Here is a 23,938-nt window from a genome sequence, read left to right as displayed (position 1 = left end):
AGCCGCGCGAGTCTGCGACGCGCCGCCCGCCGCCGCAGCCACAACGCCCACCCCGACACCAGACACCACACCGGCACCGCCAGACAGAGCGCCGTCCCCAGCCTGTGGACCACGGGCCCGCCCATCACCGCTCCCCCGTCCGTACGATCCGCCGGCACCAGAGCAGTCCCAGCGCCTCCAGCACCCCGCCCACCAGCAGGCAGCCCCACCCGACCGGCGAGTGCAGCAGCACCCGCAGCGGATCCGCTCCGAGCCCGGTGCCCATCAGCAGCCCCACCAGCGGCAGGAGCGCGAGCACCACCGTCGTAGACCTGGCTCCCGCCAACTGGGCCCGCAGCGACTCCTCCCGGTCGCGCTCGGCCCGCAACGCCCCTTCCAGCCGGTCCAGTCCGGCCGCCAGGCCCGCCCCGCCGTCCACGGAGACCCGCCAGCAGGCCGCCATCCCGGCCAGTCCCCCGGCGCCCGGCTCCCGGGCCGCCTCGTGCAGGGCCGCGGCGACGTCCCCGCCGAAAGCCGCCGCGGCCAGCACCCCCGCCTCGGCCGGGCCCGGACCGCCGGGACCGGCCGACGTACGGCGCATCGCCACCGTCAGGGCGCGTCCCGGCTGGGATCCCGCCCGCAGCTCCCCCACCACGGCCCCGCAGAGCGCCACCACCTCGGCGGCCCGGGCCCCGCGCGCCCGTTCGCGCTCCCGGGCCCGCAGCCGGCGCCGTACCAGCGGCACCGCGAGCGCCCCCGCGACCAGGGGGATCACCGACCCGCCGAGCACCGCGACCACCAGCCCGGCCACGAGCGGGACCCACTCGCGCCACCGCTCGGCCCGCACCCGCAGCCCGGCCACCAGGTGCCACCCCCACACGGGCCCGTCCGGCACCGGCGGGCCTCCCCCGGCCAGCACCAGCCGGGCCCGCCGGGGCAGTCGGTCGCCCCCGGCCAGCACCCGGACGGCGGCCCCCGCGCACAGCACGCCCGCGAAGACGGGCACCGACACCCCGGCACTCATCGGGAACCTCCCAGCAGCGGCCCGAGCCGTGCCCAGCCCGGCTCCCGTACGAACCCCCGGGCTCCCCAGCGCAGCGCGGGCACGGTCACCACCAGCCCGGCCGGATCCCGCTCCAGCACGTGCACCTCGGCCACCCGGCGCCGCCCGGCCCGGTCACGGACCAGGTGGACCACCAGGGTCAGCGCGGCGGCCAACTGGCTGTGCAGGGAAGCCCGGTCGAGCCCGGCCGCCGTGCCCAGCGCCTCCAGCCGGGCGGGCACGTGCGCCGCGGCGTTGGCGTGCACCGTGCCGCACCCGCCCTCGTGCCCGGTGTTCAGGGCGGCGAGCAGGTCGGCCACCTCGGCGCCCCGCACCTCGCCGACCACCAGCCGGTCGGGCCTCATCCTCAGGGCCTGGCGGACCAGGTCCGCCAGGGTGACCAGCCCGGCCCCCTCCTGGTTGGCCGGCCTGGTCTCCAGCCGCACCACGTGCGGATGGTCGGGGCGCAGTTCGGCGGAGTCCTCCGCGAGGACGATCCGCTCACCCGGCCCGACCAGTCCCAGCAGGGCGCTGAGCAGGGTGGTCTTGCCCGTCCCGGTCCCGCCGGAGACGAGGAAGGACAGCCGGGCCTCGACCATGGCCCGCAGGAGGCGCTGCCCGCCCGGCGGCAGGGTTCCGGCGGCTACCAGCTCGTCCAGGGTGAACGCCCTGGGCCGCACCACGCGCAACGACAAGCAGGCCGACCCGACCGCCACCGGCGGGAGCACCGCGTGCAGCCGGGTGCCGTCCGGCAGGCGGGCGTCCACCCAGGGCCGGGCGTCGTCCAGCCGCCGCCCGGCGACGGCGGCCAGCCGCTGGGCCAGCCTGCGCACGGCCTCGGCGTCGGCGAACGTCACCTCCGTCAACTCCAGCCCGCCGCCCCGGTCCACCCACACCCGGTCGGGGGCGGCCACCAGCACATCGGTGACCTCGGGGTCGGCGAGCAACCGCTCCAGCGGACCGGCACCGACCAGCTCGGACCGCAACTCCGCGGCCACGCCCAGCACTTCCGCGTCGCCGAGCAGCCGCCCCTGCGCCCGCAGGGCCGCCACGACCCCGGCCGGGGTGGGCTCCGCACCGGTCTCGGCGAGGTGCTGGCGCACCGCGTCCAGCAGCGGCGCGCTCATGCCGGCACGCCGTGCACGGAGCCCAGGGCCCGCTGCCAGAAGCCGTCGCAGAACCGGGCCAGCGCGCCCCGCGTACCCGGCGGTTCCCCCTCCTCCACCCGGCCGGGAAGGCCCACCTCCACGGGCACTTCCCCGGCCAGCGGCGCTCCCAGCAGCCCCGCCACGGCTTCGGCGTCGAGCCCCTCCCGGCAGCGGCCCCGTACGACCACCCGCACGTCCCGGGCCACCATCCGCACCCCGGCCGCCACCCGGCCCGCCGCGGCCACCGACCGCAGCTCGCCGGGCACCACGAGCAGCACCAGGTCGAGCTGAGCCAGCACCTCCGCCACGGCCTCGTCCACCCGCCGGGGCAGGTCGACCACGACCACCCCGCCCCTGCGGCGCGCGGCGGCCACGACGGACCGCATCGCGGCGGGCGGCACGACCACCCGTTCGCCGCGGTCCCAGCTGAGCACCCGCAGCGCGTGCAGTTCGGGCAGGGACTCCTCCAGGGCCCCCGCCCCGACCCGGCCGCGCGAGGCGGCGAAGTCGGGCCAGCGCAGTCCCCCAGCCCCCTCGCCGCCGAGCAGGACGTCCATGCCGCCGCCGAGCGGGTCACCGTCGATGAGGATGGTGCGCTCCCCGGCCCGCCCCGCACCGAGCGCGAGGGCGCAGGCGAGGGTGGAGGCGCCGGCCCCTCCGCTGCCGCCGATCACGCCGACGGCCAGGGCGGGGCGTCCCGCCCCTTCCACCACGTCGGCGATGCGGTCGACGAGGAGGCTCTCGGCGTCGGGGAGCCGCAGCACCTCCTCGGCACCGATCTCCACCGCCCGCTGCCACACCAGGGGGTCGTCGAGGTCCCGGCCGACGAGGAACACCCCGCCGCGGCGCGGCGCTCCGCCCACCCGGTGCGCGGCGTCGTCGCCGACCAGGACGAGCGGGGCCGATTCCCATCCCACGCCACCGCGCGGCCCGCCGCCCTCGAAAGCACTCCCGTCGTCCCCGCTCCCACGCGCACCACCGGCTCCGCTTTGCTCGGGCACCGCATGGTGCACGTGCGGTTCGGCGCCCGCGGCGGCGCACAGCCGCAGCAGGTCGTCGAGCAGCAGCGGGTCCTCGGTGATGATCAGCGGCCGTCCGCCACCGGGCAGGACCCCGGGCGCACCCGGCGCCCGCCCGCCCCCGCCGGTCACCACGGGCTCCGGCACTTCACACGACTTCGATCCAGCCACGATCTCCGCCCCCTTCTCACCGCAAATCCACGAGCCGCGGACTTCGCGGCTGGAATCACGGTGCAGCGATCCGGAAAAGGGAGTGGATCTTGCTCCAAAACTGTGGACGAGAAGGCCCCTGTGAATAACTTCGCCACCCCATCAGGTGAGTTCCGGAGCGCGCCGGAACCACTACGCAGCGTGACGAGTTCGAGGGAGTGAGGGCCTGAGCCATGCGGGCCCACCGAAGAGGAAGGGCCGAGCGGATGACCACTGAAGGCCGAAGGCATGGGACGCAAACCGCGTCCGGACATGCGACGACCCCCGCCGGGGGGGAGAGCGGGGGTCGTCCCCACGGTCCGACTCGGGGGGGGAGGAGCCAGACCGGGTTAGCACGGTCGCGAACGATCCGTGACTTCCATGGTGTACCCGAGAGCCTTCTCAGGCAAACCCACGCGCCACACCTTACGCCGAATGGTGGGCGCATATGCTCGGGTCGTGGAAAATCAGCCCTTGCCGCACTCCTTGCCTCGGACGGCCGCCTTCTTCGACCTGGACAAGACGGTCATTGCGAAGTCCAGCACTCTGACGTTCAGCAAGTCCTTCTACCAGGGCGGCCTGATCAACCGGCGGGCCGTGCTGCGCACCGCGTACACGCAGTTCATCTTCCTGGCCGGCGGAGCCGACCACGACCAGATGGAGCGGATGCGCGAGTACCTCTCCGCCCTCTGCGAGGGGTGGAACGTTCAGCAGGTCCGGGAGATCGTCGCCGAAGCCCTCCACGACCTGATCGACCCGATCATCTACGACGAGGCCGCGTCCCTCATCGAGGCCCACCACACCGCGGGCCGTGACGTGGTGATCGTGTCGACGTCCGGCGCCGAAGTCGTCGAGCCGATCGGCGAGATGCTCGGCGCGGACCGGGTCGTCGCCACCCGCATGGTGGTCGGCGACGACGGCTGCTTCACCGGGGAGATCGAGTACTACGCCTACGGGCCGACGAAGGCGGAGGCCGTCCGGGAGCTCGCCGAGTCCGAAGGCTACGACCTGGCCCGGTGCTACGCGTACAGCGACTCGTTCACCGACGTGCCGATGCTCGAAGCCGTCGGACACCCGCACGCGGTCAATCCGGACCGGGCGCTGCGTCGGGAGGCGGTGGCGCGCGAGTGGCCGGTTCTGGTGTTCAGCAGGCCGGTACGGCTCAAGCAGCGGCTGCCCGGACTCTCGATGCCCGCACGCCCGGCCCTCGTCGCCGCCGCGGCGGTGGGCGCGGCCGCTGCCACCGCCGGTCTCGTCTGGTACGCCAGCCGCCGCCGGGCCGCTGCCGCCTCGGCCTGATCCCGCGCCGTCAGCCCATCGTCGGGTGTCTGACCTGGGGCGTTTTGGACTGTCCGAATCGCCCCGAGTCGCCCCATAAAGTAAAGAACTCCGGACAGGGGTTTCGCTCGGCTCGGAAGCGGAGTACAAAGGAGTCAACGGCCCGCGAGACCAAAGAACATCCGAGAGGATCATCTTTAAAACGCAGTAAGGCCCACGGACCGAAGCATGAACGCCGAGCACCCACGCGACGTCGACCCGTCGATTACGGGCCAGCCGCACCAGGTAACCGGGCAGAGCTCCCGACCTGATGGGCACATATCGAGGACGCTTGGTAACTGGGCGCGAATGCCAGCGGCGACACCAAAGCAGTACGGTGTCGCCGCAACCCTGTTCCGGCCCCCGACCCTCCGGCCGCAGGCCCTTGGAGCCTTACGCCGCGCCGCGCTGGAGGGCTTCGCAGACCGCCGTCGACTCGCGCACCCCGAGTTCGATCGCCCGGCCGCAGTGCGCGATCCAGGCGGCCATCCCCTCCGGACCCCCCGAGACGTAGCCCTCGAAAGCCTCCAGGTAGGCCTTCGTGCCCTGCTCGGCGTGACCGACCTCCGCCGGGCAGATCGCCTTCGGGTCGAGGCCGCTGTTGATCAGCACGATCCGCTCCGCCGCGCGGGCGACCAGGCCGTTGTACGACCCGAAGGGCCTCAGCGCCAGCAGCTCGCCGTGCACCACCGCGCCCGTGATCAGGGCGGGCGCCGAGCCGCCCGCGATGATCAGCCGGGAGAGGCCGTCCAGCCGCCCCGCCACCTCGTCGGCGCCGGGCAGCGGAAGGTCCACCAGGGGCTCGTCCACCGGCTCCCCGGCCAGCCGCGGCCGGCCCACGACGTCCCCGGCCGCGGTCGACCCGCACGCCACCAGGTGCAGCCGCGCGAGGACCCGCAGCGGCGACTGGCGCCAGATGCTCAGCAGCTGGCCCGCCTCGGCCGTCAGACGCAGGGCGGCGCCCACCGTCAGCGCCTGCGCCTCGGCACCGAAGTCGGTGCGACGGCGCACCTCCTCCAGCGCCCAGTCGGCACCGGACAGCGCCGCGCTGCCCCGCGCGCCGCGCAGCGCGGCCTCGGAGGTGATCTCCCCACTGCGCCGGCGCATGACGCGGTGCCCGTAGACCCGGTCGACGGCCTTGCGTACGGAATCCACGGACTCTGCGACTCCCGGGAGCGAAGCCAGGGCCGCCAGCGGGTCAGAAGCGCTACTCATAAGTAGGGAGCCTACGCACTCCCCGGCCGTGGCACCGACCCCTCCTTGGAGTGGTCTTCTTCACTCGCTTCGACCACAACCTGCTACCGCTCCACTACGCTTGGTGAACATGAAGATCGCTTTCGTGGGAAAGGGCGGCAGCGGCAAGACGACCCTGTCCTCCCTCTTCATCCGCCACCTCGCAGCCAATGAAGCCCCCGTCGTCGCGGTGGACGCCGACATCAACCAGCACCTCGGCGCGGCCCTCGGACTCCCCGAGGACGAGGCGGCCGCGCTGCCCGCCCTGGGCGCGCACCTCCCCCTCATCAAGGAGTACCTGCGCGGCTCCAACCCGCGCATCGCGTCCACCGACAGCATGATCAAGACCACCCCGCCCGGCGCCGGCTCCCGCCTGCTGCGGGTCACCGAGGACAACCCGGTCTACGCGGCCTGCGCCCGCACGCTGCTGCTCGACGGGGAGCCCGTACGGCTGATGGCCACCGGGCCGTTCACCGAGGCCGACCTGGGCGTGGCCTGCTACCACTCGAAGGTCGGCGCGGTGGAGCTCTGCCTCAACCACCTGGTCGACGGCCCGGACGAGTACGTCGTCGTCGACATGACAGCCGGCTCGGACTCCTTCGCCTCGGGCCTGTTCACCCGCTTCGACATGACCTTCCTCGTGGCCGAGCCGACCCGCAAGGGCGTCTCGGTCTACCGGCAGTACAAGGAGTACGCGCGGGACTTCGGGATCGCGCTCCGGGTGGTCGGCAACAAGGTGCAGGGACCGGAGGACATCGAGTTCCTCCAGGACGAGGTGGGCGAGGACCTGCTGGTCACCTTCGGGCACTCCGACTGGGTGCGGGCGATGGAGAAGGGCCGCCCCGCCCCGTTCGACCTGCTGGAGGCGACCAACCGGCTCGCGCTGCAGGCGCTCCAGAACGCGGCCGAGGACTCGTACGCCGACCGCGACTGGGACAAGTACACCGAGCAGATGGTCCACTTCCACCTGCGCAACGCGGAGAGCTGGGGGAACGCCAAGACCGGGGCCGACCTGGCGGAACAGGTCGACCCCGGCTTCGTCCTGCACGAGGCCCTGGTCAGCCCTCGCTCGACTCCTCAGCCGGCTTGACGGCGGCCGGGGCCGTCGGCTGCGCGGCCGGCGGCCCCGCGGTGAGGAACTTCGTCCACCCGTCCTTCGGCGCCTGGCCGACGTCGAGGGTACGCATCCACTCCAGCGTCTTCGGGTCTTGGGCGTCCAGCCAGTCCGCCAGTTCGCGGAAGGGCACGCACCGGACCTCCGGCTTGGTGCACATGGTCTGGATGGACTCCTCGACGGCACGCATGTAGGTGCCGCCGTTCCACGACTCGAAGTGGTTGCCGATGATCAGCGGCGCCCGGTTCCCCTGGTAGGCCCGGTCGAAGGCCTGGCGCAGGCCGTCGCGCATCTGGTCGCCCCAGTACTCGTGCTGGGAGGGGTCGCCCTGGGTGGTCGTACCGGACTGGTTGACCAGGTAGTTGTAGTCCATGCTCAGGGTGTCGAAGGCGCGCCCCGGCATGGGCACCAGCTGGAGCGGGAGGTCCCAGAGCCCGTCCGTCTTCTTCGGCCAGATCTGCTTGCTGATGCCGCTGGAGTCGTAGCGGAAGCCCATGTCCTTGGCCGCCAGCATGAAGTTCTTCTGGCCTTCGAGGCAGGGGGTGCGGGCGCCGATGAGTTCCTTGTCGTAGTCGAAGGGGAGCGCTGCCAGGTCCTTGAGCGCCGGGGTGTTCGTCTTCCAGTTCTTGACGAAGGACTTGGCCTGGTTGATCTCGCTCTTCCACTCCTCCACCGACCAGGTGCCGACGCCCCCTTCGGGGCCGCAGAAGTGGCCGTTGAAGTGGGTGCCGATCTCGTTGCCCTCCAGCCAGGCCCCGCGGACCTGGGTGGCTGTGTCCTTGATGCCCTGGAGGTCGCCGAAGCCGATGTCGGAGAGGCCCGCGGAGTGCTGCGGGGCCGTGTAGAGGGAACGCTTCTCCTCCGGGAGCATGTACACGCCGCTGAGGAAGTAGGTCATCCGGGCGTTGTACTGCTTGCCCACCTCGCGGAAGTGCGAGAAGAGCTTCTGACTGTCCTCGCCCGCGCCGTCCCAGGAGAACACCACGAACTGCGGGGGCTTCTCGCCGGGCTTCAGTCTCTGCGGCTTCTGCACGTTCGGCTGGGAGCCGGTGTAGGCGGTCGAACCGTCGCCGATGGGACGGTTGACGCTGCCGGGGGCCTCGGCGGCGCCCTTCTTCGTGTTCTGGTTCCCGGGGGCGCCGGGAGCGCCGGGACGGGAGGGCTCGGAGGCGCTGCACCCGGCGACGCCCAGTACCAGGGCCGTGGCGACAAGGCCGCCGGCGATCTTCTTCGTGGCGGCGATCATCCGCACACCTCTTCCTCGCAGTTCCATCGCGGGACTTCCGTGACGCAACGTCCCACGCGGTCCGCTTTAAGGAAGGTATGACAAGGCAGACAAAATACTTAATCACCCCTGAGTGCTAATTCATAGCCCATTTGCCCGCATTCCCTACCGTCAGCCTTTACTCTCCATTACCATCCATTTACCGAGTGTTGAGACTCCCGCCGCTTCATCCCTCCCCCGAGGAGACGGGAACCCATGACGACAGCCGCCACACCCCCCTCCACGACCCCAGGCCCCGACGGTGCCGGACCCCGCCTCAAGGGGCTCCATGCGGACCTGTCCGCGTCCGTCGCCGTCTTCCTGATCGCGCTCCCCCTCTCGCTGGGCATCGCCCTGGCCACCGGAGCCCCCCTGCAGGCGGGGCTGGTGGCCGCCGCGGTGGGCGGGATCGTGGCCGGGCGGCTCGGCGGCGCCCCGCTCCAGGTGAGCGGGCCGACCGCCGGACTCACCGTGGTGACGGCGGGGTTGATCCAGCACTACGGCTGGCGCACCACCTGCGCCATCACGGTCCTGGCCGGCTGCTGCCAGCTCGGACTGGCCTTCCTGCGCACCGCCCGCTCAGCCCTGCTGGTGAGCCCGGCCATCATGCACGGGATGCTGGCCGGCATCGGCGTGACCATCGCGCTGGCCCAGCTGCACATCGTGCTCGGCGGCACCCCGCAGAGCTCGGCGGTCGCCAACGTGCTCGGACTGCCCGCCCAGTTGGCCGATCTGCATCCGGCCGCGCTCGGGGTGAGCGCGCTGACCCTGTGCGTGCTGCTGCTCTGGCCCCGGATCCCCGGGCGGGCCGGCCGGGCCCTGCGCAAGGTGCCCGCCGCACTGGCGGCGGTCGCCGCGGCCACCGCCCTCGCGGCCCTGGCCGGGCTCGACCTGCCCCGGGTGGACCTGCCCTCCTGGAGCAGCCACGCCCTGCCGGAGCTGCCGCAGGGCCCGGTGCTCGGGATCGTCGCCGCCGTCCTGACCATCACCCTGGTCGGCAGCGTCGAATCCCTGATGTCCTCGGTCGCCACCGACAAGCTGATCGCCTCCGAGCGCGGTACGGGCGACCGCCCGCCCCGCGCCGACCTCGATCGCGAGCTGCGCGGACAGGGCGCCGCCAACATCGCCTCCGGGATGCTCGGCGGGCTCCCCGTCGCGGCCGTGGCCGTACGCAGCGCGGCGAACGTCAAGTCCGGCGCCGTAAGCCGCAAATCAGCCATGTTGCACGGGCTGTGGGTGGTGCTCGCGGCCGGACTGCTCGTCCCCGTGCTCGACCTGATCCCCCTCGCCGCCCTGGCGGCACTGGTGCTGGCCGTCGGCATCCAGGTCGTCAGCATCACGCACCTGAGGACCGTCACCCGCTACCGCGAGGTCCTGGTCTACGCGGCCACCATCGTCGCCGTGGTCCTGGGCGGGGTCCTGGAAGGCGTCGCCGTCGGCGTCGCCGTGGCCGTGGCCCTGGCCATGCACCGGCTGGCCCGCACGAGGATCACCCTGGACGAGACGGACGGCTTCCACCGGGTGCGGGCGCGCGGGCAGTTGACCTTCCTCGCCGTGCCGCGCCTGAGCCGGGTGCTGAACTCGATCCCGCACGAGGGCCATGCCGTCATCGAGCTGGACGGCTCGTTCATCGACCACGCCGCCTACGAGATCCTCCAGGACTGGCAGGACACGCACCTGGCCCACGGGGGTTCGGTGGAACTCACCGGCCGGGGCGGGACCGCCATCTCCCGCGGCGGCCAGGCCCGGTCCACCGGTGCGTCGCCCGGGACCGGCACCGGCGCCCAGCCGGGCCAGGGCTCCCCCACCGGGTCCGGTCGGGCACCGGCCGGCGGGAGCACCGCGATCGGCGGGGCCGGCGGCCACCGGGGCGAGGGGCGGGGAGCGCACCAGTGCTGCCGTCCGTGGACCCCCTGGCAGAACCACTGCGACCACCGCGCCCTGTCCGCCACGCACCCGCAGGCCGCCGCGCACCTCCCGGCGGGCGAGGCGGGCGGAGCGGGCGAGGGGCGCGAGGCGGCCGGGACGATCCCGAGCGCGGCCGAGCCCCGCGACGCCGCGACGGCCTCCCCCCGGCGCCGCGGCGCCGGTCAACTCGCCAGCGGGATCAGCGCCTTCCAGCGGGACACCGCCCCGCACGTCCGCGACGAACTGGCCCGGCTGGCCCGCGAGGGGCAGCGGCCCTCGCAGCTCTTCCTCACCTGCGCGGACTCCCGCCTGGTGACCAGCATGATCACGGCGAGCGGTCCCGGAGACCTCTTTACCGTCCGCAACGTCGGCAACCTGGTCCCCCCGCCCGGGGCCGAAGCCACCGACGACTCGGTCGCGGCGGCCATCGAGTACGCCGTGGACGTGCTGAAGGTCGACAGCATCACGGTGTGCGGGCACTCCGGCTGCGGCGCCATGCAGGCCCTGCTGAACTCCCACCCGGGCGCCCCGATGACCCCGCTGCGCCGCTGGCTGCGGCACGGCCTGCCCAGCCTGGAGCGGATGGCCAGCAGGCACCACGCCTGGGCCCGGATCGCGGGCCGGCTCCCGGCGGACGCCGTGGAACAGCTCTGCCTGACCAACGTGGTCCAGCAGCTGGACCACCTGCGGGCCCACGAATCGGTGGCCCGCCGGCTCGCCGAGGGCACGCTGGAACTGCACGGGATGTACTTCCACGTGGGCGAGGCCCAGGCCTACCTGCTCTCCGAGGGCGAGGACTTCTTCGACTGTCGGGTTTTCGACAGCGTGGGCCAGAACGCCTGACCGGAATTCCGTCCGAACCGATACCCTCCCGTATCCGTGCAAGCTGTTGGCCCCTTCTCGCACCCTGCAGCGGGAAGGGGCCCTTCCGCGCGCCGCGCGCGGCCCACGCGTACGCTGCGGCGCACGGGCCGCCCAGTCGTGTATAGGTCTAAACCAATTCCCGGCTACCCCTTGTCACCTGGGCGTCTGACCTGATGAGCTATGCCCGGGGACACAACGGACACCCTGGGAAAGGGAGATGTCGTGAGCAATGACAGCCTGGCCAATCTGCTCAAGGAGGAGCGGCGGTTCGCACCGCCCGCCGATCTGGCCGCCGCCGCCAACGTGACCGAGGCGGCGTACGCGCAGGCCGACGCGGACCGGCTGGGCTTCTGGGCCGAGCAGGCCCGGCGGCTGACCTGGGACACCGAGCCGACCGAGACGCTCGACTGGAGCAACCCGCCCTTCGCGAAGTGGTTCGCCGACGGCAAGCTGAACGTCGCGTACAACTGCGTGGACCGGCACGTCGAGGCCGGCAACGGCGACCGCGTCGCGATCCACTTCGAGGGCGAGCCCGGCGACAGCCGCTCCCTGACCTACGCCCAGCTCAAGGACGAGGTCTCGCAGGCCGCCAACGCCCTCACCGAGCTCGGTGTCCGGGCGGGCGACCGGGTCGCCGTCTACCTGCCGATGATCCCCGAGGCCGTCGTCGCGATGCTCGCGTGCGCCCGCGTCGGCGCCGCCCACTCGGTGGTGTTCGGCGGCTTCTCCGCCGACGCCGTGGCCTCCCGCATCCAGGACGCCGACGCCAAGCTGGTGATCACCGCCGACGGCGGCTACCGCCGCGGCAAGCCCAGCGCGCTCAAGCCCGCCATCGACGAGGCCGTCGCCAAGTGCCCGCAGGTCGAGCACGTCCTCGTGGTGCGCCGCACCGGCCAGGACACCGCCGTCACCGAGGGCCGGGACGTCTGGTGGCACGACGTGGTCGGGCGCCAGTCCACGGAGCACACCCCGCAGGCCTTCGACGCCGAGCACCCGCTCTTCATCCTGTACACCTCGGGGACCACGGGTAAGCCCAAGGGCATCCTGCACACCTCCGGCGGCTACCTCACGCAGGCCTCGTACACCCACCACGCCGTCTTCGACCTCAAGCCGCAGACCGACGTCTACTGGTGCACCGCCGACATCGGCTGGGTGACCGGGCACTCCTACATCGTCTACGGGCCGCTCGCCAACGGCGCCACCCAGGTGATGTACGAGGGCACACCGGACACCCCGCACCAGGGCCGGTTCTGGGAGGTCGTGCAGAAGTACGGCGTCACCATCCTCTACACCGCGCCCACGGCGATCCGCACGTTCATGAAGTGGGGCGACGACATCCCCGCGAAGTTCGACCTGTCGAGCCTGCGCGTGCTGGGCTCGGTCGGCGAGCCGATCAACCCCGAGGCCTGGATCTGGTACCGCAAGCACATCGGCGGCGACCGCTGCCCGATCGTGGACACGTGGTGGCAGACCGAGACCGGCGCCATGATGATCGCCCCGCTGCCGGGCGTCACCGAGACCAAGCCCGGTTCGGCCCAGCGCGCGCTGCCCGGCATCGGTGCCACCGTCGTGGACGACGAGGGCCACGAGGTGGCGAACGGCGGAGGCGGCTACCTGGTCCTCACCGAGCCGTGGCCGTCGATGCTGCGCACCATCTGGGGCGACGACCAGCGCTTCGTCGACACCTACTGGTCCCGCTTCGAGGGCAAGTACTTCGCGGGCGACGGCGCCAAGAAGGACGACGACGGCGACATCTGGCTGCTCGGCCGGGTCGACGACGTGATGCTGGTGTCGGGCCACAACATCTCGACCACCGAGGTGGAGTCGGCGCTCGTCTCTCACCCCTCGGTCGCCGAGGCGGCCGTCGTGGGCGCCAAGGACGAGACCACCGGCCAGGCCATCGTGGCCTTCGTCATCCTGCGCGGCAGCGCCACCGAGACGGACGCCCTGGTCGGGGAGCTGCGCAACCACGTGGGCGCCACCCTCGGCCCGATCGCCAAGCCGAAGCGGATCGTCCCGGTGCAGGAGCTGCCGAAGACCCGTTCCGGCAAGATCATGCGCCGGCTGCTGCGTGACGTGGCGGAGGACCGGGCGGTCGGTGACGTGACCACGCTCGCCGACTCCTCGGTGATGGCACTGATCCAGACCAAGCTCCCCAGCGCCTCCAGCGAGGACTGACGGACAGCGGACCGAGGGTCCTGGAGGGCGTCCGGCGCACAACGCGCCGGACGCCCTCCTCCCGTTTAAGGTGAAGATCACCCGATACGACCGCGCGCACCCTGTAAAGTAAAGGAAGCGTCAACATCTGACGCTCGAAGAGTCTCAGGGTGCGCCGGGAAGTCTGGTCGGCAACTGCATTTGTCATGCCGTCGCCCACCCGGAGGTTCCCCACCGTGGCCACGCCCCCGCCCAGCACCCGCCCCAAGTTCCTCGGCAGGCTCTCCCTCCCCGAGCGCCGCTTCGTCGCCGACGCGCTGCGCACCGAGACCGTCGGCGGCGTCCTGCTCCTGGTGGCCGCCATCGCCGCCCTCATGTGGGCGAACATCCCCGGGATATCGGCGAGCTACGACAGCGTCAGGTCCTTCCACATCGGCCCCGCCGCCCTGGGCCTGGACCTCTCGCTCCAGCACTGGGCGGCCGACGGCCTCCTCGCGATCTTCTTCTTCGTCGCCGGCATCGAACTCAAACGCGAGCTGGTCGCGGGCGACCTGAGCGACCCCAAGGCCGCCGCCCTCCCCGTGATCGCCGCCCTCTGCGGCATGGCCGTGCCCGCGCTGGTCTACGCCCTGGTCAACACCCTCGGCAACGGATCGCTCGACGGCTGGGCGGTCCCGACCGCCACGGACATCGCCTTCGCCCTCGCCGTCCTCGCGGTCATCGGCACCTCGCTGCCGTCCGCGCTGCGCGCCTTCCTGCTGACCCTGGCGGTCGTCGACGACCTCTTCGCCATCCTGATCATCGCGGTGTTCTTCACCAGCGAGATCGACTTCCTCGCCCTCGGCGGGGCCCTCGCGGGGCTGGTCCTCTTCTGGTTCCTGCTGCGCTTCGGCGTCCGCGGCTGGTACGTGTACGTCCCGCTCGCCCTGGTCATCTGGGGCCTGATGTACAACAGCGGCGTCCACGCCACCATCGCCGGCGTGGCGATGGGCCTGATGCTGCGCTGCACCCGCCGGGAGGGCGAGGAGCACTCCCCCGGCGAGCACATCGAGCACCTGGTCCGCCCCCTCTCGGCCGGACTGGCCGTACCCCTCTTCGCCCTGCTCTCCGCCGGGGTCTCCCTCTCCGACGAGGCCATCGCACAGGTCTTCACCCGCCCCGAGACCCTCGGCGTCGTGCTCGGGCTCGTCGTCGGCAAGACGGTCGGCATCTTCGGCGGCACCTGGCTCGCCGCCCGCTTCACCAAGGCCGAACTGAACGAGGACCTGGCCTGGCCCGACGTACTGGCCGTGGCCTCGCTGGCCGGCATCGGCTTCACCGTCTCCCTGCTGATCGGCGAGCTGGCCTTCGCCGGGGACCCCGTCCTGACCGACGAGATCAAGGCGGCCGTCCTCTTCGGCTCACTGATCGCCGCGGTCATCGCGTGCGTGATGCTCAAGCTGCGCAACCGCCGGTACCGGGCGCTGACCGAGGACGAGGAACGCGACGAGGACCTCGACGGGATCCCGGACATCTACGAGCAGGACAACCCGGCGTACCACCTGCGGATGGCGAAGATCTACGAGGAGAAGGCCGCCGAGCACCGCCGCAGGGCCGCGGCCGCCGCCCCGGCCGGGGACGGTCCCCCGGGTGGATCCGCCCGGGAAGCGGCGGGCGGGTCCAGCACAGGCGCCGACCGTCCGGCATGATCTGACTGACGACGGAGGACAGCCGCCGGCAGCAGACGACAGAGGGAGTCAGAGATGAGCGCAGTGGACCAAGGGGCTCCGGGAGCCGAGCGCACGCTCGGCCAGCTGGTCGCCTCGGCCACCGCCGAGATGTCGGCCCTGGTGCACGACGAGATCGCTCTCGCCAAGGTCGAGCTCAAGCAGGACGTCAGGCGCGCGGGCGTCGGCAGCGGCGCCGCGATCGTGGCGGGCGTGCTGCTGCTCTTCTCCCTCCCCGTACTGAGTTTCGCCGCGGCCTACGGCATCCACAATCTCGGCCTCGGCCTGGCCTGGTCCTTCCTCATCGTCGGCGTCGCGTTCTGGCTGCTCGCGGGCCTGACCGGGCTGCTGGCCATGACGAAGTTCAAGAAGCTCAAGCCCCCGGTGAAGACGATCGAGTCCGTCAAGGAGACCGCCGCGGTCGTCGGAACCGTCAAGCCGCATCCGCGGCCGGTGAGTGACCAGGCCGTGGGTGTGGCACGCTCGTCTTCATGACAGCCCCCTCACCGGACTCCAGCCCCGCGCCCACCGCCGCCTCGGCGGTCCGGATCGACGTGCCGGGCGGGAGAAAGGTGACCCACCGGGACGTCGCCGCCAACGGCGCGCGCTTCCACGTCGCGGAGTGCGGCGACGGCCCGCTCGTCCTCCTGCTGCACGGGTTCCCGCAGTTCTGGTGGACCTGGCGGCACCAGCTGACCGCGCTCGCCGACGCCGGGTACCGCGCGGTGGCCATGGACCTGCGCGGAGTGGGTGGCAGCGACCGCACCCCGCGCGGCTACGACCCGGCCAACCTCGCCCTGGACATCACCGGAGTGGTGCGTTCCCTCGGCGAGCCGGACGCCGCGCTCGTCGGGCACGACCTGGGCGGCTACCTCGCCTGGACGGCGGCCGTGATGCGGCCCAAGCTGGTGCGCCGGCTGGTGGTCTCCTCGATGCCGCACCCGCGCCGCTGGCGTTCGGCGATGCTGGCGGACTTCGGCCAGACCCGGGCCAGCTCCCACGTCTGGGGGTTCCAGCGGCCGTTCGTCCCCGAACGGCAACTGGTCGCCGACGACGGGGCCCTCGTGGGAGAGCTGATCCGGGAGTGGTCCGGGCCGCGGCTGCAGGCCGACGGCGCCGACGAGGAGGCCCTCGCGGTGTACCGGCGGGCCATGTGCATCCCCTCCACCGCACACTGCTCCATCGAGCCGTACCGCTGGATGATGCGCTCGATGGCCCGGCCGGACGGACTCCAGTTCTACCGGCGGATGAAGCGGCCCGTACGGGTGCCGACGCTGCACCTGCACGGCTCGCTCGACCCGGTGATGCGCACCCGCAGCGCCGCCGGTTCCGGGGAGTACGTCGAAGCCCCGTACCGCTGGCGGCTCTTCGACGGACTGGGGCACTTCCCCCACGAGGAGGACCCGGCGGCCTTCTCCACCGAGCTGGTGAACTGGCTGAAGGACCCCGAGCCCGACCGCTGACGGGCCGTGGGCGGGCCGTCCCGTTACCTACACGGGCGACTGATGGAGTGACAGGCGTTTCGTACGACTGTCCTACGGACATTCAATTGCCCGGCGCATAGGCCAATTGGCCGCCCCCCGGGGGGTTACGGACCCTGGGCCCCGGGCACAGCTCGTTGTATGGGCTGGACGCACGACCACGGTGACACCGCACGCGAACGCCGCTCGGCCACAGCGCCGGGCACGCACGACAGGGCCGGCCGGGACGGTCACGACCCCCGGCTGGGGATCCCACGCATCCTGCGCCGACGCGCCCGCTGGGTCTCGGCGCGGCTGCGCCATCCACGCATGTAGGACACCGGACCGGGCCCCCGCCGGGGCCCGGCGGGGGTGTCAGAGGGCGCAGCCCTGGGTGTCGACCCGGCGGCTGGAGGTCTTGCCGAGGCGGATGTCGTCCCGGATCTCGTCCGCCGTCAGGGCGTAACCGGTGTTCGGGTCGTCGAGCGACTTGGCGAAGACGACCCCGTACACCCGGCCCTCGGGCGTCAGCAGCGGGCCGCCGGAGTTGCCCTGGCGGACGGTCGCGTAGAGCGAGTAGACGTCGCGGCGGACGGTGCCCCGGTGGTAGATGTCCGGGCCGTTGGCGTTGATCCGGCCGCGGACCCGGGCCGCCCGGACGTCGTAGGCGCCGTTCTCGGGGAAGCCGGCCACGATCGCGTCGCTGCTGCTCGTGGCGTCCTTCTCGGTGAACTCCAGGGCCGGGGCGCGCAGCTTGGGCACGTCCAGGACGGCGATGTCGCGCTCCCAGTCGTAGAGCACGACCTTGCCGTCGTAGAGCTTGCCCTCGCCGCCGACCTGCACGGTGGGCTCCATGACACCGCCGACGACGTGGGCGTTGGTCATCACCTTGCCCGGCGCGAAGACGAAGCCGGTGCCCTCCAGGACCTTGCTGCAACTGGGCGCGGTACCGACGACCTTCACGATGGAGAGCTTCGCCTGTTCGGCCACGCCGCTGCGGGCGAGGGCCGGGTCGGGGGCCTTCACCTCGGCGATGGGCTCGTTGGAGAACGGGCTGAAGACCTGGGGGAAGCCGTTGCGGGCGAGGGTGGAACTGAAGTCCGAGAACCAGGTGTTGGCCTGCGCGGGGAGCACGCGCGACACGCCGAGGAGCACCTTGGAGTTGCGGACCTCCTTGCCGAGCGTGGGGAGCGAGGTCCCGGCGAGTGCGGAACCGATCAGCCATGCCACCAGCAGCATCGCGACGACGTTCACCAGGGCCCCGCCGCCCGCGTCGAGCGCGCGGGCGGGCGACCAGGTGATGTGGCGTCGCAGGCGGCTGCCCAGATGGGTGGTCAGGGCCTGGCCGATCGAGGCGCAGATGATGATCACGACGACGGCGATCACGACGACGGTGGTGGTCACCTGGGTGCCGTTGTCGGTCACCCGGTCCCAGATCAGGGGCAGCAGGGACACGGCGACGAGACCACCGCCGAGGAAGCCGATCACCGACAGGACGCCGACGACGAACCCCTGGCGGTAGCCCACGATCGCGAACCACACGGCGGCGACCAGCAACAGGATGTCCAGCACGTTCACGAGGGTCACCGTCTCATGCGTGCCAGTCGAGTGGGACCTGACGTGAGCGGTCCCACGGACGCTCCCAGCCGGCGAAGTGCAGGATGCGGTCGATCACCCCGGCCGTGAACCCCCAGACCAGCGCCGATTCGACGGTGAAGGCGGGCCCCTGGTGGCCCCTGGGGTGGACCACGGTCACCCGGTGGCCGGGATCCGTGAGATCCGCCACGGGCACCGTGAAGACCCGGGCCGTCTCCGCGGGGTCCACCGGGCCGACGGGCGAGGGTTCGCGCCACCAGCCGAGCACCGGGGTCACGACGAACTCGCTGACCGGGATGTAGAGCCGGGGCAACACCCCGAACAGCTGGACGCCTGCCGGGTCGAGACCGGTCTCCTCCTCGGCCTCGCGCAGTGCGGCGCGCAGCGGGCCGGTGGTGTGCGGATCGCCGTCCTCCGGGTCGAGGGCGCCGCCGGGGAAGGAGGGCTGGCCGGCGTGCGAGCGCAGGGTGCCGGCCCGCTCCTGGAGCAGCAGTTCCGGGCCGCGCGGCCCCTCGCCGAAGAGGATCAGCACGGCGGACTGGCGGCCCCGGCCGTCCTCGGGGGGCAGGAAGCGGCTGAGCTGGCGCGGCCGGACGGTCCGGGCCGCCGCCACGACGGGATCGAGCCAGGCGGGCAGCCCCTCGGTGCTGAGCACCAGGCCGTCGCCCTCGCGGGTGGCGGCCGTGGTCTCGTCCTGTGTACCGCGCGTCATAGGCACCCCTGTCCGTGTTCTTCCGTGAACACCCTCTCCCACACCGCTGAACGCGGTCCGGGTACCGATTCGTTCCGGCGGGGGCGTGCGGCCCTCCCGGCGCACGCCCCCGCCGAGGGGGCCGGCCCGTCCGGCCGTGGTCCCCCGGGCGCCCTCAGGGCTCCGTACGGGCTCCCAAAGGGGAGGCGGGGAGGCCCGGGTAGTCCGGGGGCGGCGACAGGCGCTGGCCCGGGTAGCCGCCCTTCTCGTACTTCAGCAGCTTCTTCGCCTTCTCCGGGTCCGTCTCGCCCTCCCCGTAGGCTGGGCAGAGCGGGGCGATGGGGCAGGCGCCGCAGGCGGGGTTGCGGGCGTGGCAGATGCGGCGGCCGTGGAAGACGACGCGGTGCGAGAGCATCGTCCACTCGCTCTTGGGGAAGATCGCGCAGATCTCCGCCTCGACCTTCTCGGGGTCCTCCTGCTCGGTCCACTTGAAGCGGCGGGCGAGGCGGCCGAAGTGGGTGTCGACGGTGATCCCGGGGACCCCGAAGACGTTGCCGAGGACCACGTTCGCCGTCTTGCGGCCCACGCCGGGCAGGGTGACCAGGTCTTCGAGCCGGCCGGGCACCTCGCCGTCGAAGCGGTCGCGCAGGGCCTGCGAGAGGCCCATCAGGGACTTGGCCTTCATCCGGAAGAACCCGGTCGGCCGGATCAGCTCCTCCAGTTCCTCCGGGACCGCCCCGGCCATGTCCTCGGGGGTCGGGTAGGCGGCGAAGAGGGCCGGGGTCGTCTGGTTCACGCGGAGGTCGGTGGTCTGCGCCGACAGGACGGTGGCGACCAGGAGCTCGAAGGGATTGCGGAAGTCCAGCTCCGGATGGGCGTACGGGTACACGTCGGCCAGTTCCCGGTTGATGCGGCGGGCCCGCCGGACCATGGCCAGCCGGGATTCGGCCCTGCCCTTCCCGGCGCTCCGGGCGGGGGCGGGCACCCGGGAGGCCGCCGGGGTGCCGTTCACGGTCTTCGAGGCTGTCTTCGAAGCGGTCTTCCCCGCGGTCGCGCGCGCCGGCGCGCCCGGCGGTTTCTTGGCCGAACCTTTGCCCTCGGGGGCCGGCCGGGCCGTGCCGGACGCCTCCTCGGGGGCTTGTTCGCCCACGGCTGAATTTTGGGCCGCCGTCACTCCCGCGGACCCCTTGGCCTGTGCTCTCACCGGCTTATTGGACACCCGGCCAGCCTAAGGCCGGGCGCCGACACCCGCCCGGACCTCAGGTAACACCACCCCGATCGGTCGCTCACCACACAGCACGGGCGTCCGTCCGGCATCCTTGGTAGTGATTGATCGCACTGTTTGAGCCGTCCGGCAAAATGGGAGACCGGTCCCCTGAGCTGGTCGACATAGGAGAGAGACTCGTGGACGACGTTCTGCGGCGCGCCCCGCTCTTCGCGGCGCTCGATGACGAGCAGGCCGCGGAGCTCCGCGCCTCCATGGGCGAGGTGACGCTCGCACGCGGTGACGCCCTGTTCCACGAGGGCGACCCCGGCGACCGGCTCTACGTCGTGACCGAGGGCAAGGTGAAGCTCCACCGCACCTCCCCCGACGGTCGCGAGAACATGCTGGCCGTCCTCGGCCCCGGCGAGCTGATCGGCGAGCTGTCGCTCTTCGACCCGGGCCCGCGCACCGCCACCGCCACCGCGCTGACCGAGGTCAAGCTCCTCGGCCTCGGCCACGGTGACCTGCAGCCGTGGCTGAACGCCCGGCCCGAGGTCGCGACCGCGCTGCTGCGCGCCGTCGCACGGCGCCTGCGCAAGACCAACGACCAGATGTCCGACCTGGTCTTCTCCGACGTTCCGGGCCGTGTGGCCCGAGCGCTCCTCGACCTGTCGCGCCGCTTCGGCGTGCAGTCGGAGGAGGGCATCCACGTCGTCCACGACCTGACGCAGGAAGAGCTCGCCCAGCTCGTCGGCGCCTCCCGCGAGACCGTGAACAAGGCCCTGGCCGACTTCGCGGGCCGCGGCTGGCTGCGCCTGGAGGCGCGCGCCGTGATCCTGCTGGACGTGGAGCGGCTCGCCAAGCGCTCGCGCTGACGCCACCGCGTCGGCCGCCGCGCATCGAAGCGGTCGTGGAGGGGTCCTGTCCGGAAGCCGGACGGGGCCCCTCCGCGCGTCCGGGCCCGTGTGCCCGGCGCGCACGTCGGGCCCGCACGTCGGGCCCGCGTGTCGGGCCGCCCCGGAAAACGGCTCCTCGGCGGCCCCCGGAAAGGGGCACAGTAGGGATCATGGAGCAGCGCAGGGGTCTGGACGCGTACGGGTACTTCGAGCGGGAGGGGTCCCTGGGGCGGATCCAGCCCGCGTTCGCGGACCTCGTCGCCGCCGCGCGCTCCCGGATCGCCGAGGCCTACGGGAGCCGGCTCCACAGCGCCTACCTCTACGGGTCCGTGCCGCGCGGCACCGCCCGCCCCGGCCGCTCCGACCTCGACCTGCTGATCGCCCTGCACGGCGAGCCCGCCCACGACGACCGCGACATCGCGGAGGTACTGGGCCAGGGACTCGACCAGGACTTCCCGGAGATCGACGGGGTCGGCGTCCTGCTGTACGGCAAGGACCGGCTGCTGAGCGAGCAGGAACGTTACGACCTGGGCTGGTTCCTGGCCTGCCTGTGCACGCCGCTGCTCGGGGACGACCTGGCCGAGCACCTGCCCCGGTACCGGCCGGACGCCGTGCTGGCCCGGGAGACCAACGGCGACCTGGACCGCGTACTGCCCCGCTGGCGCGAACGCTTCGAGGCGGCCTCGGAACCGGCCGACTACCGCCGGCTGAGCCGGGCCTTCGCCCGGCACCTCGTGCGCACCGGTTTCACCCTGGTCATGCCCCGCTGGGGCGGCTGGACCAGCGACCTCACCGAATCCGCGGAGGTCTTCGCCCGGTACTACCCGCAGCGGGCCGACCAGATGCGGGCGGCGGCGGTCGTGGCGCTGGCCCCGGTCGAGGACCCCGCCGTGGTGCGCCGGTACGTCGAGGACCTCGGGCCGTGGCTCGCCGGCGAGTACACGGCCCGGCACGGTCCGAAGGCGCCGCGCCGGGAAGCCGCGGGAGAGTCCGTCACGCGCTCCGCGCCGGGTCCAGGGCGTCCACGGCCCGCTTCGCCTCCGCCAGACCGGCGCCGGTGATCTCGCGGTACCGCTTGATCGCCGAGACGTCCCGGCCGTCGCGCGCCAGCGCCCGTACCTCGTCCATGCCGGCCGGCTCGGGCTCCTCGATGCCCAGGTGGTCCAGGACCAGGCCCAGGCGGCGCTCCAGCAGGTCCGCCTTGTCCGCCAGGGCGCGCATCCGCAGGGTCACCGTGGAGGTGATCCAGCCGGCGACGGCGAGCAGTGCGAGCAGCACGTACAGGGTGTTCATTCAGGTCCCCCCGGGATCAGTCCGTGATCACGAAGGTACTCCAGCTGTGCTTGTACGGACCACGTGGCCGCGGGCCAGAGCGAGCGGTCCACGTCGGCGTAGACCTGCGCGACGACCGCCTCGGGGGTGACGAAGCCGTTCTCCACGGCCGTCTCGACCTGGGCGAGCCGGTGGGCGCGGTGCGCCAGGTAGTACTCGACGGCGCCCTGGGCGTCCTCCAGGACCGGCCCGTGCCCCGGGAGCACCGTGGTCACCCCGTCGTCGACGGTGAGGGAGCGCAGGCGGCGCAGGGAGTCGAGGTAGTCCCCCAGGCGGCCGTCGGGGTGCGCGACCACGGTCGTACCGCGGCCCAGGATGGTGTCGCCGGTGATCACGGCCCGGTCGGCGGGCAGGTGGAAGCAGAGCGAGTCGGCGGTGTGCCCGGGGGTCGCCACGACGCGCAGCTCCAGGCCGCCGGTGCGGATCACGTTCCCGGCGGCCAGGCCCTCGTCACCGAGCCGCAGGGCGGGGTCGAGGGCGCGGACCTTCGTCCCGGTCAGCTCGGCGAAGCGGCCGGCCCCCTCGGCGTGGTCGGGGTGCCCGTGGGTCAGTAGGGTCAGCGCGACGCGCTTGCCGGCCTGCTCGGCGGTGGCGATGACGGCCCGCAGGTGGGCCTCGTCCAGCGGGCCGGGGTCGATGACGACGGCCAGCTCGGAGTCCGGCTCGGAGACCAGCCAGGTGTTGGTGCCGTCCAGGGTCATCGCCGAGGCGTTGGGGGCCAGGACGTTGACGGCACGGACGGTCGCCGGCCCGGAGGTGACCATTCCGCGGGGCTGGCCCGGGAGTACGGCGGCGTCGGTCATGCGGTGCCTCCCGGGCGGACGCGCTTGGTGAACTCGTCGTGCCCCGGCCAGCTGAGCACCAGCTCGCCGTCCACGAGGGCGGCCTGCGCCAGGACGGGCGTCAGGTCCTGCGCGGCGGCCGCCGCCAGCGCGGCGGCGGCGCTGGCGTGGGGCTCCAGGGAGCGCAGGGTGGAGATGGTGGGCGGCATCATCAGCAGCTCGCCCCCGTCGTAGCGGGCGGCCGCGTCGGAGGGGCGGATCCAGACGGTCCGGTCGGCCTCGGTGGAGGCGTTGCGGGTGCGCTGGCCCTCCGGGAGGGCGGCGACGAAGAACCACGTGTCGTAGCGGCGGGGCTCGAACTCCGGGGTGATCCACCGGGCCCACGCCCCGAGCAGGTCGGAGCGCAGCAGCAGGCCGCGCCGGTCGAGGAACTCGGCGAAGGACAGCTCGCGCGCCACGAGGGCCTCGCGGTCGGCCTCCCAGTCCTCCCCGGTGGTGTCGCCGACGACGGTGCCGGGCGTCTCCCCGGCGAGGAGTACGCCCGCCTCCTCGAAGGTCTCGCGGACGGCCCCGCAGACGATGGCCTGGGCGGTGGCGGCGTCGGTGCCGAGGCGCTCCGCCCAGGCGTCCAGGCCGGGGCCGGCCCAGCCGATGCGGCGGTCCTCGTCACGGGGGTCGACCCCGCCGCCGGGGTAGGCGTAGGCGCCTCCGGCGAAGGCCATGGAGGCACGGCGGCGCAGCATGTGCACGGCCGGGCCGGCGGGGGTGTCGCGGAGCAGCATCACCGTGGCGGCGCGTTTGGGCGCGACCGGGGTGAGCGCGCCGTCCGCGAGCGCGCGGATGCGGTCGGGCCACTCCGGGGGGTACCACTGGCCTCCGGCGGGCTGACTGGACGACGGACCGTGCTGACCATTCGGCATGGCCGGATGCTACGACCATCCGGCCCGATGTTCGAGGCCCACCCGGCTGCGTCCACCACGCGGGACCCCTGCGCGGGCCGCTCGGGGCCGGTGCGGGGTCGCTACGCGGGCCGCGCG

General features: G+C 72.8%; 20 protein-coding genes. 9 read left to right on the top strand and 11 right to left on the bottom strand.

Annotated features, from left to right (window positions below):
* Nucleotides 1-124: 124 nt before the first annotated feature.
* From SLAV_RS20605 to ssd, 3 genes are read right to left on the bottom strand one after another with little or no spacing between them, the layout of a single operon-like run.
* Complete coding sequence (locus SLAV_RS20605; RefSeq protein ID WP_030228544.1) at nucleotides 125-1,003, bottom strand: type II secretion system F family protein; 879 nt, start codon at nucleotides 1,001-1,003, stop codon at nucleotides 125-127.
* A complete protein-coding gene (locus SLAV_RS20600) occupies nucleotides 1,000-2,148 on the bottom strand; it encodes a TadA family conjugal transfer-associated ATPase (protein ID WP_030228545.1) in 1,149 nt (382 codons plus the stop codon). The genes SLAV_RS20605 and SLAV_RS20600 overlap by 4 nt, the downstream gene beginning before the upstream one ends.
* Nucleotides 2,145-3,320, bottom strand: a complete 1,176-nt coding sequence (ssd, locus tag SLAV_RS20595; RefSeq protein ID WP_234333523.1) for a septum site-determining protein Ssd — start codon at nucleotides 3,318-3,320, stop codon at nucleotides 2,145-2,147. The genes SLAV_RS20600 and ssd overlap by 4 nt, the downstream gene beginning before the upstream one ends.
* Nucleotides 3,321-3,812: 492 nt before the next feature.
* Between ssd and SLAV_RS20590 the strand changes: the two genes are divergently transcribed.
* A complete protein-coding gene (locus tag SLAV_RS20590; RefSeq protein WP_051840631.1) occupies nucleotides 3,813-4,676 on the top strand; it encodes an HAD family hydrolase in 864 nt (287 codons plus the stop codon).
* Between the two features lie 411 nt (nucleotides 4,677-5,087).
* Here the strand turns inward: SLAV_RS20590 and SLAV_RS20585 are convergent, their stop codons facing one another.
* A complete protein-coding gene (locus SLAV_RS20585; protein ID WP_030228548.1) occupies nucleotides 5,088-5,909 on the bottom strand; it encodes a Fic family protein in 822 nt (273 codons plus the stop codon).
* 109 nt (nucleotides 5,910-6,018) lie between these two features.
* Between SLAV_RS20585 and SLAV_RS20580 the strand changes: the two genes are divergently transcribed.
* A complete protein-coding gene (locus SLAV_RS20580) occupies nucleotides 6,019-7,017 on the top strand; it encodes an ATP-binding protein (protein ID WP_030228549.1) in 999 nt (332 codons plus the stop codon).
* Here the strand turns inward: SLAV_RS20580 and SLAV_RS20575 are convergent.
* Nucleotides 6,986-8,287 (bottom strand): polysaccharide deacetylase family protein, encoded by a 1,302-nt coding sequence (locus SLAV_RS20575; RefSeq protein ID WP_030228551.1) that lies wholly within the window; start codon nucleotides 8,285-8,287, stop codon nucleotides 6,986-6,988. The two genes, SLAV_RS20580 and SLAV_RS20575, sit on opposite strands and share 32 nt — an antisense overlap.
* Nucleotides 8,288-8,521: 234 nt before the next feature.
* Between SLAV_RS20575 and SLAV_RS20570 the strand changes: the two genes are divergently transcribed.
* The 5 genes from SLAV_RS20570 (at nucleotide 8,522) to SLAV_RS20550 (ending at nucleotide 16,403) form a co-directional block, all read left to right on the top strand.
* Nucleotides 8,522-11,056: a SulP family inorganic anion transporter gene (locus tag SLAV_RS20570; RefSeq protein WP_063760269.1), complete on the top strand. Its 2,535-nt coding sequence runs from the start codon at nucleotides 8,522-8,524 to the stop codon at nucleotides 11,054-11,056.
* A 201-nt stretch (nucleotides 11,057-11,257) separates the two neighbouring features.
* Nucleotides 11,258-13,255 (top strand): acetate--CoA ligase, encoded by a 1,998-nt coding sequence (gene acs / locus SLAV_RS20565; RefSeq protein WP_078950236.1) that lies wholly within the window; start codon nucleotides 11,258-11,260, stop codon nucleotides 13,253-13,255.
* 215 nt (nucleotides 13,256-13,470) lie between these two features.
* Nucleotides 13,471-14,922 carry a Na+/H+ antiporter NhaA gene (gene nhaA / locus SLAV_RS20560; protein WP_037686857.1) on the top strand — a complete coding sequence of 484 codons (1,452 nt, stop codon included), beginning with the start codon at nucleotides 13,471-13,473 and terminating at the stop codon, nucleotides 14,920-14,922.
* A gap of 54 nt (nucleotides 14,923-14,976) precedes the next feature.
* The gene (locus SLAV_RS20555) at nucleotides 14,977-15,435 is read left to right on the top strand and encodes a phage holin family protein (RefSeq protein WP_030228555.1); all 459 of its coding nucleotides are present in this window, start codon (nucleotides 14,977-14,979) and stop codon (nucleotides 15,433-15,435) included.
* On the top strand, nucleotides 15,432-16,403 hold the full coding sequence (locus tag SLAV_RS20550; RefSeq protein WP_030228556.1) for an alpha/beta fold hydrolase: 972 nt from the start codon (nucleotides 15,432-15,434) through the stop codon (nucleotides 16,401-16,403). Before SLAV_RS20555 ends, SLAV_RS20550 begins: the two co-directional genes overlap by 4 nt.
* Nucleotides 16,404-16,775: 372 nt before the next feature.
* Here the strand turns inward: SLAV_RS20550 and SLAV_RS20545 are convergent, their stop codons facing one another.
* The 3 genes from SLAV_RS20545 to nth all read right to left on the bottom strand — a co-directional run bounded on the left by SLAV_RS20545 (nucleotide 16,776) and on the right by nth (nucleotide 19,837).
* Complete coding sequence (locus SLAV_RS20545; RefSeq protein ID WP_030228557.1) at nucleotides 16,776-17,978, bottom strand: MarP family serine protease; 1,203 nt, start codon at nucleotides 17,976-17,978, stop codon at nucleotides 16,776-16,778.
* A 13-nt stretch (nucleotides 17,979-17,991) separates the two neighbouring features.
* On the bottom strand, nucleotides 17,992-18,708 hold the full coding sequence (locus SLAV_RS20540; protein WP_051840633.1) for an NUDIX hydrolase: 717 nt from the start codon (nucleotides 18,706-18,708) through the stop codon (nucleotides 17,992-17,994).
* A gap of 154 nt (nucleotides 18,709-18,862) precedes the next feature.
* On the bottom strand, nucleotides 18,863-19,837 hold the full coding sequence (nth, locus tag SLAV_RS20535) for an endonuclease III (RefSeq protein WP_391282625.1): 975 nt from the start codon (nucleotides 19,835-19,837) through the stop codon (nucleotides 18,863-18,865).
* A 254-nt stretch (nucleotides 19,838-20,091) separates the two neighbouring features.
* Between nth and SLAV_RS20530 the strand changes: the two genes are divergently transcribed.
* The gene (locus SLAV_RS20530; protein ID WP_003981529.1) at nucleotides 20,092-20,766 is read left to right on the top strand and encodes a Crp/Fnr family transcriptional regulator; all 675 of its coding nucleotides are present in this window, start codon (nucleotides 20,092-20,094) and stop codon (nucleotides 20,764-20,766) included.
* Nucleotides 20,767-20,957: 191 nt separating this feature from the next.
* Nucleotides 20,958-21,848 carry a nucleotidyltransferase domain-containing protein gene (locus SLAV_RS20525; protein ID WP_106979766.1) on the top strand — a complete coding sequence of 297 codons (891 nt, stop codon included), beginning with the start codon at nucleotides 20,958-20,960 and terminating at the stop codon, nucleotides 21,846-21,848.
* On the opposite strand, the gene SLAV_RS20520 is transcribed toward SLAV_RS20525, so the two are convergent.
* Genes SLAV_RS20520 through SLAV_RS20510 form a run of 3 tightly spaced genes read right to left on the bottom strand, consistent with a single transcriptional unit; the run spans nucleotide 21,781 to nucleotide 23,821 of the window.
* On the bottom strand, nucleotides 21,781-22,080 hold the full coding sequence (locus SLAV_RS20520) for a hypothetical protein (protein ID WP_030228563.1): 300 nt from the start codon (nucleotides 22,078-22,080) through the stop codon (nucleotides 21,781-21,783). The two genes, SLAV_RS20525 and SLAV_RS20520, sit on opposite strands and share 68 nt — an antisense overlap.
* Nucleotides 22,077-22,922: an MBL fold metallo-hydrolase gene (locus SLAV_RS20515; RefSeq protein WP_030228564.1), complete on the bottom strand. Its 846-nt coding sequence runs from the start codon at nucleotides 22,920-22,922 to the stop codon at nucleotides 22,077-22,079. Before SLAV_RS20515 ends, SLAV_RS20520 begins: the two co-directional genes overlap by 4 nt.
* The gene (locus SLAV_RS20510) at nucleotides 22,919-23,821 is read right to left on the bottom strand and encodes an NUDIX hydrolase (RefSeq protein ID WP_030228565.1); all 903 of its coding nucleotides are present in this window, start codon (nucleotides 23,819-23,821) and stop codon (nucleotides 22,919-22,921) included. Before SLAV_RS20510 ends, SLAV_RS20515 begins: the two co-directional genes overlap by 4 nt.
* Nucleotides 23,822-23,938: the final 117 nt, after the last annotated feature.

The organism is Streptomyces lavendulae subsp. lavendulae (assembly GCF_002803845.1).
GTDB lineage: Bacteria > Actinomycetota > Actinomycetes > Streptomycetales > Streptomycetaceae > Streptomyces > Streptomyces lavendulae.
This window is presented reverse-complemented; position numbering and strand designations above follow the sequence as displayed.

Coding starts and splice junctions, on each gene's coding strand:
- SLAV_RS20605 (WP_030228544.1), bottom strand. CDS start 1,003: ATGAGTGCCGGGGTGTCGGTGCCCGTCTTCGCGGGCGTGCTGTGCGCG.
- SLAV_RS20600 (WP_030228545.1), bottom strand. CDS start 2,148: ATGAGCGCGCCGCTGCTGGACGCGGTGCGCCAGCACCTCGCCGAGACC.
- SLAV_RS20590 (WP_051840631.1), top strand. CDS start 3,813: ATGGTGGGCGCATATGCTCGGGTCGTGGAAAATCAGCCCTTGCCGCAC.
- SLAV_RS20585 (WP_030228548.1), bottom strand. CDS start 5,909: ATGAGTAGCGCTTCTGACCCGCTGGCGGCCCTGGCTTCGCTCCCGGGA.
- SLAV_RS20580 (WP_030228549.1), top strand. CDS start 6,019: ATGAAGATCGCTTTCGTGGGAAAGGGCGGCAGCGGCAAGACGACCCTG.
- SLAV_RS20575 (WP_030228551.1), bottom strand. CDS start 8,287: ATGATCGCCGCCACGAAGAAGATCGCCGGCGGCCTTGTCGCCACGGCC.
- SLAV_RS20570 (WP_063760269.1), top strand. CDS start 8,522: ATGACGACAGCCGCCACACCCCCCTCCACGACCCCAGGCCCCGACGGT.
- acs (WP_078950236.1), top strand. CDS start 11,258: ATGCCCGGGGACACAACGGACACCCTGGGAAAGGGAGATGTCGTGAGC.
- SLAV_RS20555 (WP_030228555.1), top strand. CDS start 14,977: ATGAGCGCAGTGGACCAAGGGGCTCCGGGAGCCGAGCGCACGCTCGGC.
- SLAV_RS20550 (WP_030228556.1), top strand. CDS start 15,432: ATGACAGCCCCCTCACCGGACTCCAGCCCCGCGCCCACCGCCGCCTCG.
- SLAV_RS20540 (WP_051840633.1), bottom strand. CDS start 18,708: ATGACGCGCGGTACACAGGACGAGACCACGGCCGCCACCCGCGAGGGC.
- SLAV_RS20525 (WP_106979766.1), top strand. CDS start 20,958: ATGGAGCAGCGCAGGGGTCTGGACGCGTACGGGTACTTCGAGCGGGAG.
- SLAV_RS20520 (WP_030228563.1), bottom strand. CDS start 22,080: ATGAACACCCTGTACGTGCTGCTCGCACTGCTCGCCGTCGCCGGCTGG.
- SLAV_RS20515 (WP_030228564.1), bottom strand. CDS start 22,922: ATGACCGACGCCGCCGTACTCCCGGGCCAGCCCCGCGGAATGGTCACC.
- SLAV_RS20510 (WP_030228565.1), bottom strand. CDS start 23,821: ATGCCGAATGGTCAGCACGGTCCGTCGTCCAGTCAGCCCGCCGGAGGC.